At 29.3% G+C, this 9,790-nt stretch carries 14 protein-coding genes; all 14 read left to right on the forward strand.

Annotated features, from left to right (window positions below; translation table 11 throughout):
• Positions 1–939, forward strand: a 939-nt coding sequence (locus tag Q0C58_RS11500; RefSeq protein WP_290701669.1) for a hypothetical protein, incomplete at its 5' end; no start/stop codon positions are given.
• Positions 940–950: 11 nt separating this feature from the next.
• Complete coding sequence (locus Q0C58_RS11505) at positions 951–1,532, forward strand: hypothetical protein (protein WP_290701672.1); 582 nt, start codon at positions 951–953, stop codon at positions 1,530–1,532.
• A gap of 143 nt (positions 1,533–1,675) precedes the next feature.
• Positions 1,676–2,566, forward strand: a complete 891-nt coding sequence (gene cyoE, locus Q0C58_RS11510; protein ID WP_290701675.1) for a heme o synthase — start codon at positions 1,676–1,678, stop codon at positions 2,564–2,566.
• A 2-nt stretch (positions 2,567–2,568) separates the two neighbouring features.
• Positions 2,569–3,150, forward strand: a complete 582-nt coding sequence (locus tag Q0C58_RS11515; RefSeq protein WP_290701678.1) for a cytochrome c oxidase subunit 3 — start codon at positions 2,569–2,571, stop codon at positions 3,148–3,150.
• A 140-nt stretch (positions 3,151–3,290) separates the two neighbouring features.
• On the forward strand, positions 3,291–4,289 hold the full coding sequence (locus Q0C58_RS11520; RefSeq protein WP_290701681.1) for a cytochrome c oxidase subunit 3: 999 nt from the start codon (positions 3,291–3,293) through the stop codon (positions 4,287–4,289).
• Between the two features lie 116 nt (positions 4,290–4,405).
• Positions 4,406–4,846 carry a cytochrome C oxidase subunit IV family protein gene (locus Q0C58_RS11525; RefSeq protein WP_290701684.1) on the forward strand — a complete coding sequence of 147 codons (441 nt, stop codon included), beginning with the start codon at positions 4,406–4,408 and terminating at the stop codon, positions 4,844–4,846.
• Between the two features lie 98 nt (positions 4,847–4,944).
• On the forward strand, positions 4,945–5,676 hold the full coding sequence (locus Q0C58_RS11530; RefSeq protein ID WP_290701686.1) for a hypothetical protein: 732 nt from the start codon (positions 4,945–4,947) through the stop codon (positions 5,674–5,676).
• Positions 5,677–5,719: 43 nt separating this feature from the next.
• On the forward strand, positions 5,720–6,463 hold the full coding sequence (locus tag Q0C58_RS11535; RefSeq protein WP_290701688.1) for an SCO family protein: 744 nt from the start codon (positions 5,720–5,722) through the stop codon (positions 6,461–6,463).
• Between the two features lie 71 nt (positions 6,464–6,534).
• Entirely contained in the window at positions 6,535–7,074 is a 540-nt protein-coding gene (locus tag Q0C58_RS11540; RefSeq protein ID WP_290701690.1) for a DUF420 domain-containing protein, read from the forward strand.
• A gap of 106 nt (positions 7,075–7,180) precedes the next feature.
• Positions 7,181–7,408, forward strand: coding sequence for a hypothetical protein (locus tag Q0C58_RS11545; RefSeq protein ID WP_290701692.1), 228 nt, complete (start codon positions 7,181–7,183; stop codon positions 7,406–7,408).
• 112 nt (positions 7,409–7,520) lie between these two features.
• Complete coding sequence (locus Q0C58_RS11550; RefSeq protein WP_290701694.1) at positions 7,521–7,718, forward strand: hypothetical protein; 198 nt, start codon at positions 7,521–7,523, stop codon at positions 7,716–7,718.
• Positions 7,719–7,778: 60 nt separating this feature from the next.
• Positions 7,779–8,681, forward strand: a complete 903-nt coding sequence (locus Q0C58_RS11555; protein ID WP_290701696.1) for a carboxypeptidase-like regulatory domain-containing protein — start codon at positions 7,779–7,781, stop codon at positions 8,679–8,681.
• Between the two features lie 6 nt (positions 8,682–8,687).
• Complete coding sequence (locus tag Q0C58_RS11560) at positions 8,688–9,071, forward strand: DUF1573 domain-containing protein (RefSeq protein ID WP_290701698.1); 384 nt, start codon at positions 8,688–8,690, stop codon at positions 9,069–9,071.
• 99 nt (positions 9,072–9,170) lie between these two features.
• On the forward strand, positions 9,171–9,790 hold a 620-nt coding region (locus Q0C58_RS11565; protein ID WP_290701700.1), incomplete at its 3' end, for an ABC transporter ATP-binding protein.

Consider the following 9,790-nt stretch of genomic DNA (forward strand, 5'->3'; position numbering starts at 1 on the left):
ACAAATTTAGGTTTAACTCCAGAAGTTACAAGTTGTTTAGAAGATCTAGATAATTGTGATGCAACTAATGCCTTATTAGATTATGTGAATGCTAACTCAACAAATATTGCTTTTGCTCAATTAGCAGCTCAAGCTATTTGTGATGGTTTTGAGGTAGATTTTATTAATGAAATTATATATGATATAGATCAAAAATGCGCTAAAGAGGTTGTTAAAAAAGTTTTAAATAACTCATCTACCTTATCGCAAACAATTTTAGGGTATTTTAATCAAAATAAAGATTATACTATCAAATATAAAAATACTGATATTCCTAATGGTGCCCAAGGCGCAGTTTTGCCTTTAGCAGATTGCGAAAACAATTCATGTAATATTGATGTGCTATTGAATAATTCAATGTTAAATAATAGTACTGATATGTTTATAGCAAAAGTTGCTCTGCATGAAACACTACATGCTACCTTAGTTTATTTGTTTGAAACTGGTCAATTTGTGGATCAAGGCTTAGATCCAGATGCAAATACAGATCCAGATTATAATACATTAGTATTATCGTACGTTCTATATTTAGTGACTACTAATCCTGAAAATTATATTGGCAGTGCTAATGTTTTGCAGCATAATTATATAAATACGTTTATAGATGGTATGATTGTTACACTACAAACTGTAGGAGTATCATTAGGCTATTCAGCAGATTCTCCTGTTATGCAATCAGATTATCTAGAGAGTCTAGTTTGGTCAGGCTCTTTAGAGGAAACACCAGAATTTGATGATTTTGATTTTAATGAGCAGCAATTGATAAATGCAATTGGTATAGCAGAATTATTTAATAATCCACATCCTTATCAGACCTATGACGTATCTGGTAATATTTTAAATAACGTAGCTTCACCTCAAGCTAATCAAATAAATAATACTAACGACCCATGTTACTAATATTCAAATTTATGAGAGAAGTATTATTATTAGTTGTTATTGCTTGTGCTTTTTTAAATTGTAAAGCGCAAGAAACAAATGTAGAAACTGCTGTTTTAATTTCATTAAATAATGAAATTCTAAAAAGAACAGCATTAAAAAGAGTTAAAGAACATGGAATTGTTTTCAAAGAGTGTAATGATTATAATTGGCATATTAGTTTTTTTAATAAAAATCCATTTGTTGAAGATGGTGTGTTGTCTAAAGTTAAGGACTCTTTAACGCATGTTTTTTTTAGCAAAGAAAATAGAGAAAATTATAATAAGCAGTTAAAAAGAAATGATTTTAGTTTTGATAAGTTAGATTTTAAAAGTGAAAAAATAGCAATCTATAGCGATAAGATAGAGGAAAAACATAAAACATATAAATTTGTTAAGTTTAATTCTAGTAAACCGGTTTTTTCCATAGATGGTAAAAAAGCTATTGTGTTTTCTTCAAGTAGTCATGAACCAAAAATTTATTTATTTGAGAAGAAATTGAATTTAGATTCTGGACTTTTAGAATGGAAAATTTATAAAACTTTTAATAGTCTGTTCTCAAACCTAAATTATTAATTTTTTTTGAATTTAACATAATCATACAAATAAAAGCCACAAGCAAAAAAGCTTGTGGTTTTCTTTCACAAATCTACTTTTACAACGTATCTTTGCATCAAATTTTTAAGCACTTACAAATAGCTTAAAAGCAAAGCAATAGATTGAGTACAGCAACCACAATAGCGAGTCCTTCATTAATTTCAGATTTTAAAGAAATCACGAAAATGCGTTTAGCATTAAGTGTTGTGTTTTCTTCAGTTGCTGGTTATTTACTTGGTGTTGATCAAGTAAATTTTACAACACTTTTTTTACTGGCTTTAGGAGGTTATTTTATGGTTGGCGCATCTAACGCATACAACCAAATTATAGAAAGAGATTTGGATGCTTTAATGGATAGAACCAAAAACCGTCCTATTCCCGCAGGCCGAATGACAGTGCGTACTGCATTTATAATCGCCACAGTATTTACCATTTTAGGTATTGGTATTTTGTATTATATAAATGCACAAACAGCTCTATTTGGTGCTATTTCTATTTTTTTATATACCTGTGTTTACACACCATTAAAAACAAAAACACCATTATCTGTTTTTGTTGGTGCTATTCCAGGAGCCATACCTTTTATGTTAGGTTGGGTTGCTGCCACAGATAATTTTGGTATTGAACCAGGCACCTTATTTGCTTTGCAGTTTTTCTGGCAATTCCCACATTTTTGGGCAATAGGCTGGTTTTTATATAACGATTATAAAAAAGGAGGTTTCTTTATGTTACCAACAGGAAAGCAAGATAAAGGCACAGCAGTACAAACAATTATGTACACGGTTTGGACAATATTAATTTCTATTGTTCCTGTTTTTGGTATAACAGGAAAACTAGAATTGTCTTATCTAGCTGCAACAGTTGTTTTTGGTTTAGGTTTATTTATGCTGTATTATGCCATTCAGTTATTTAAAAAAATGACAGAAAAAGCAGCCAAGCAACTTATGCTAGCAAGTGTCGCTTATATTACATTAATACAAATTATTTACGTTGTAGATAAATTTATTAGATAACTATGGATTTAACCCAAGGAACTTTCGAAGAAAAACAAGAACGCTCAAAAAAAATGATGCTCTGGTTTGGTCTAATAGCATTGTTTATGTCGTTTGCAGGTTTAACAAGTGCTGTTATTATTAGCCGTACACGTCCAGATTGGTCTAAAGAATTAGAGTTGCCACAAGTATTTTTAATAAGCGTTTTTGTAATAATAGCAAGTAGTATTGCATATATATTTGCACAACGCGCTTTAAAAAACAACAATAGACAGTTAACAACATTATTATTAATAACCACTTTTGTGTTAGGTGTGGTGTTTATAATACTTCAATTTCAAGGCTTTAAATCACTTATAGATTCTGGTTATTACTTTACAGGTGAAACTAGTAATCCTAAGGCTTCATTTATATTTTTAATTGCATTTTTTCACTTATTGCATGTTGCAGTAGGACTAATTTGTTTATTGGTTGTAATTTATAATCATTTTAAACAAAAGTACACAGCAGATAATAAGTTGGGTATGGAATTGGCAGGAACATTCTGGCATTTTATTGATATACTGTGGATATTCTTGTATTTACTAATGTATTTTGTAGGCTAGAATTACTCTTGAAAAGAGAATACTAAAAACAGAATTTATAAAACATACAAATCAAGGCTCAAAAATTATAGTTTAACATTTCTTTAGAAGTAGAAAATGATTATTTTTGTAAAATATTTAAAATTAACGAACTCAACTATATGAATACTACAGTTGCAACTACTGGAACAGAAGGTAAAACTTGGGGAGGAGGAACAGATCCTCTAAAAGCAAGTTATGGTAAAATGATGATGTGGTTTTTTATCGTTTCCGATGCTTTAACATTTTCAGCATTCCTAGCTGCTTATGGTTTTTCAAGATTTAAATTTATTGACTCTTGGCCAATTGCAGACGAGGTTTTTACTCACGTACCTTTCTTTCATGGTAATTATCCAATGATCTATGTAGCGTTTATGACGTTTGTACTAATCATGTCTTCAGTAACAATGGTATTAGCCGTTGATGCTGGACATCACATGAATCAGAAAAAAGTAACATGGTACATGTTCTTAACTGTAATTGGAGGTTTAATATTTGTTGGTTCTCAAGCATGGGAATGGAACACGTTTATTAAAGGAGAATATGGAGCTGTAAAAACAAAAGGTGGTAATATTTTACAGTTTGGTGAGTATGTAAATGAAGATGGAGAACAAAAATTTAAGCGTGTAGCTATTGCAGATTTTGCAAAAGCAGCACATGGAGATAGAGTACAGCACGAAAGTAAAAATGGACTATGGTACGAAACCGAAGGTGCGCTTCCAGAATATACCATAGACGAAGTTTATAACGGTTTAGCAGCACATGAAAATGTACTCATTAGAAACCAAATTATTAATGATGAAGGTGAGAAAACAGTTTTAACTCGTGCTGAATCATTAAAACAACTAAAAGCAAACGGAACACTAGTAGTACATGGTGCTAACTTAAAGGTAAACGAATATGGTTCGCCATTATTTGCAGATTTCTTTTTCTTTATTACAGGTTTCCACGGTTTTCACGTATTCTCTGGAGTTGTAATTAATATTATTATTTTCTTTAACGTTATTATAGGTACTTATGAAAGACGTAAAAACTACGAAATGGTAGAGAAAGTAGGATTGTATTGGCACTTTGTAGATTTAGTTTGGGTATTTGTATTCACATTCTTCTACTTAGTATAAACACAGCATAGTAATTTCCTTGAAGCAGGAAATCTAATAAAATAATTATCATTCCTTTGTTTATGCAAAACAAGTTTTAATTAAGAAGGAAATATAAATAAAAAGCATTTTAAAAAATGGCACACGAACATAAATTAGAAATATTTAGAGGATTATGGAAGTTTAAATCTAACATCCAAAAAATTTGGGGCGTTTTAGCTTTCTTAACTTTTATTACTTTAATAGAAGTAGGTTTAGGTATCTATAAGCCAGAGATGTTTATGCATACTTGGATGACTCCATTTGAAGGCGGTTTCTTAGCAACTCTTGGAAATATTTTCTTTTCTCCTTTAATATACATGAAACCTTTAAACTTCATATTTATAGTTTTAACTATTGTTAAAGCATACTATATTACTTGGGATTTTATGCACATGAGAGATGAAACTAAAGCGTTAAGACGTATGGTTGTATGGACAGGAGTATTTTTAATTTGTTATTTAGTATTTATACTTCTACAAGAAGCAGGATACATTGAAGGTGTATATACAAACGGATATATTAAACGTGATTTTTAAGTAAAATGACACATAATAATTTAGTTAAAATATAGTAAAAGGTGGTTTTTTAAAACCACCTTTTTTATTTTTGTAACTCAAATAAATTGAAACAAATTATGAGTAAGAAACCTATTAAAAAATACTTGATTCTAGGAGTATTGTTTTTTCTTCCAGTTGTTTTTTTACTCATGCTATATCCTTCTACAAACAACTATAATATATTAGATGTTGTAAAAGAAGAAGTACTTGATATTACTAATTTATCTTCTGTAAATAATTCAGACATTCAATTAAAAGATCATATTACAGTTTTAGGCTTTTTAGGGAGTGATCCAGAATCTAGAATAGTAGAAGCTTCAAATTTAAAAGAACTTATCTATAATAAGTTTAAAGGCTTTAAAAAATTCCAAATAGTCATGTTAGTGACTTTAGATTCTCAAGATAGAACAAGTAGATTAATTCAAGAGTTAAATAAGTACAGCGAGCACAAATATTGGCATTTTGTATACGCAAGCGATAAAGATATTAATAAGCTTTTTAATAGTCTTAGAACAAGTTTACAGCTAGATACAAACCTAGCAACCAATAGTGTGTTTGTAATTGATAAAGAGTTAAATCAACGCGGAAGACTTGATGATAGATCTAAAAAAGAGCTTGAAAAAGAAGCTAGAATATATCCACTAACGGCTTACAATTGTTCTGAAGTTTCAATAATTAAAAACAAATTGGCTGCCGAAGATATGCGTGTGCTTTTAGAAGAATATAGAAAATCTGGCAGAAATAAAGTAGACTCCTCTAACCGAAGAGCCAAAGACCTTAATCCTGATAAAGAAAACACTGAAAATTAATTTAATTGTTAGGTTAAGCGAAGGCCAAGACTAAAGAAGTAAAATGAAAAAAAACAACTACTCCTACATAAGCATTGCTTTTATTATTTTATTATTCGGAATCATTTTTATTCCAAAAATAGTAGATAGAATTAAAAACGACGACGTTACTCGAAACGATAGAATAAGTACAGGACAAGACAATAATTTTGAAGATAAATCCAAATTAGCTTTTATAGAAATAAATGGAAAGCCAAAAAAAGTGCCAGCATTTAGTTTTACAAATCAAGATGGAGAAACAATTACACAAGACGATTATAAAGGTAAAGTTTACGTTGTAGAGTTCTTTTTTACAACATGTCCAACTATTTGTCCTAGAATGAATAGAAACTTAGTAGATATACAAAATGTTTTTAAAAATGAAACTAATTTTGGTGTTGCTTCCTTTTCAATTTCTCCAGAACTAGACACTCCAGAAGTATTAAGAGCTTATGCAGAACGTTACGGCATTACAAATACTAATTGGAATTTATTAACTGGTAAAGAAGATGAAATATACAAATTAGCAAACGTTGGTTTTAATATTTTTGTTGGTAAAGTTGAAGATGATGACGCAGGTTTTGAGCATTCAGGAGATTTTGCTTTAATAGATAAAAATGGATTTATACGTTCAAGATTTGATGCATTTGGTAACCCAAAAATATTTTACAAAGGTATTATTAGTGAAAAGGAAAAAATGGATGAAGATGGTAATGAACAGGAAATTACAATGCTAAAAGAAGATATTAAAAAATTATTAAACGAGTAAATAATTCAAATGTTACTTCGAGTGATTTTGAGGTACGAAAAATTGTATCGAGAAGTAATTAAAATTTAGTTATGGAAAACATACAAAACGAAAAAAAATACAACAAGTGGATTGTTGCATTATCAATCATTATTCCTTTAGCAGTAGCAGGATTATTTGGTATTAAATTAAAAGACTTTGGTTTTAATGTAGAGCCTTTAACGTTTCTACCACCAATTTATGCAACCATAAACGGATTAACAGCTGTAATACTTTTAGTAGCTGTTTCGGCAATAAAAAAAGGCAATAGAACGCTTCACGAAAGGTTAATGAAACTTGCTATTTCACTATCTGTAGTGTTCTTATTGTTATATATAGCTTACCACATGACAAGCGATTCTACAAAGTTTGGTGGTGAAGGCGCAATAGCATATGTTTATTATTTCATTTTAATAACACATATTATATTATCAATCGTTGTTATTCCATTTGTATTAATAACTTATGTAAGAGCGATTTCTAATAATTTTGAAAGACATAAAAAAATTGCACGTATAACATTTCCATTGTGGTTATACGTTGCTGTAACTGGTGTTATTGTGTATTTAATGATATCGCCTTATTATGTATAACTTGTAATTTAGAGCGCAGCGAAGAATCTAAATAATTAAATCTATTGTCACTTCGAGTGATTTCGAGGTACCAGAAATTGTATCGAGAAACAATGCTAGTATATATATGAAAAACAAAATATTATTCTTTCTTTTCTCACTCTTCTTTTTCCTAAAGACTAATGCACAATGCGCCATGTGTCGTGCAGTTTTAGAAAACGAAGAAGGCCAAGGTGCAGCAAAAAGTATTAACGATGGTATTATTTATTTAATGGCAATACCTTATATTTTAGTATTTCTAGTTGGTTTTGCTATTTATTGGAAGTATTTTAGAACTAAGAGAGTAAATAAATGACTTTTTTCTTGTTTTATGCTTTTTTTTTGAACATTCATAAATATTAGCCAAATAATTTTATTTAAATGAAAAATTAAAAAGTTTAGCATTAGTTGCTATTTTTGCAAGTTCAATGTTGTATTCACTAAAAGCAGAAGCAAAACACCATTCAGGTAATTATATTAATGATGATGGTTGCCTAGTAGTTTGGTCATATGATTCTGCATTTTTTGGATTAATTCACTATAATACTCAGGAAGATGTGTTTTGTAATAGTGATGGATCTCCTATTGAACTTGATGGAGATACATGTTGCTCACAGTGGCCATAAGTTAATGTAATTAAAAGTAAAGAGCCTTTAAAAAAAAAAGGCTCTTTTAATTTTAAGTTTATGAAAAATATTTTATTATTTATTTCTTTTTTTTTTATTTCTTTTTTTGTTGAGGGACAATCACTTAATGGAAAAGTTATAGACGCAATAAGTCAAAAACCATTAATTTATGCAAACATAGCGCTTAATACAAAAGACAAAGGCGTTGCTTCAAATGAAGATGGTTTTTTCCTATTTCCAGAAATAGAAAAATATAAAAAAGACAGCTTAATTATATCCTACTTAGGTTACCAAACAAAAATTGTTGCAATTGAAAGTTTTTTACTCTCTAAGAGTAATATTATTCCTCTAAAACCAGAAACAAGTAGTTTAGACGAGGTTATCTTAGAGGTTAAAAAAGCAAGATATACCAGTGAGAATAAACTTAAAATAAAGCATAAAGGTTTATTTAGTAGCTCTGTTCCATTTGGGAGCGAAAATGTAACTTATATTGAAAATGAAAAAGGTAAAGATGGAAAAGTTGAAAAAGTAATTTTATCTTTTAAAGAAAAAAAGGAGTCGTCTATAAAAACATACAAAGCTTTTTTTAGAGTTAAGTTTTTTGAAAAACAAGATTCGTTATTTAATCCAGGAAAATTATTGTGCTATGAAAATATTATAGTAAAACCACTTAATAAAACTTATAAAATAATAATAGATCTTAAAGAGTTTAATATTAAATTTCCAAAAAATGGTATTATAGTTGGTTTAGAAACAATAAATCCAGAACCTAAAGCGCCAAGCAATTCTATGTATGTTGTAGCTCCTACTCTAGTTAAGTCGCATACAAATAAACCTTTTAGTTGGTCTAGGTATAGAGGGAAACAATGGTATTTAAATAAAAGAAAATCTCCATTTAAAAAGAAGTATTACACTAGCTTGTTTATAGGTTTAAAAGTAAAGTACAAAAAAGATGAAAAATAAATATAGATGGATACTATTTATATTCTTTGCTATTATAGTAATGTTTTTTTAACTAAAGAAAAAAACATTGGTTATAGTATAACTTCCAACTTAAGAATTATTACAAAAAGTATTCAAATAGATACGCTAAATAAAAAAGAGTTCAAACGTATTAATATTCTTTTCATTAAAACTTCAAAAGAACCATTGCTGTTTTATAAAATAGAAAAATCATCAAAATCAATTAGTATTCAAGAAACTACACAGTATTTTCCTGTAGGAGATACATTATATATTCCTATGGTATTTCATGCAAATAATGATAAAGGAGTGATAAGTGAATTTATTAAGATTACAGGTAATTTTCCGGCTAAAGAAATTAGAATTCCTATTAACGGATATATTAAATAGCTTTTTAACATATTTTTTACACATTTCCTGTAACAAATATTGTCCTTTGTAGTCTAATAGATATGATGTAGTAAACATCAATCAAAAAAACCAATCATTATGCTCAAAATCAATAAGCTACACAAATCTTATCCTATTGGTGATTCTAGTTTACACGTATTAAAAGGAATTGATCTTTCTGTAGAAGCTGGAGAGATGGTAGCCATTATGGGTTCTTCTGGATCAGGGAAATCTACCTTACTTAATATTATAGGTATGCTAGATGAGGCAGATGAGGGTGACTACATTTTAGATAATGTACCTATTAAAAATCTTACCGAGAAAAAAGCAGCTATATATAGAAACAAGTTTTTAGGCTTTATTTTTCAGTCTTTTAACTTAATAAATTATAAAAACGCACTAGATAATGTGGCTTTGCCATTATATTACCAAGGCTTAAAGCGTAAAGAACGCATTGAAAAAGCGTTATTTCATTTAGGAAAAGTAGGATTAAGAGATTGGGCAACACACTTACCAAACGAGTTATCTGGTGGACAAAAACAACGTGTAGCTATTGCAAGAGCATTAGCTGCAAACCCAAAATTATTATTGGCAGATGAGCCAACAGGAGCATTAGATACCAAAACATCGCATGAGATTATGGATTTTATACAATCTCTTAACGATGAAGGTAAAACCATATTAATGGTAACACACGAAGAAGACATTGCAAATATGTG

It is taken from the genome of Lacinutrix sp. (assembly GCF_023299985.1).
Lineage (GTDB): Bacteria > Bacteroidota > Bacteroidia > Flavobacteriales > Flavobacteriaceae > Lacinutrix.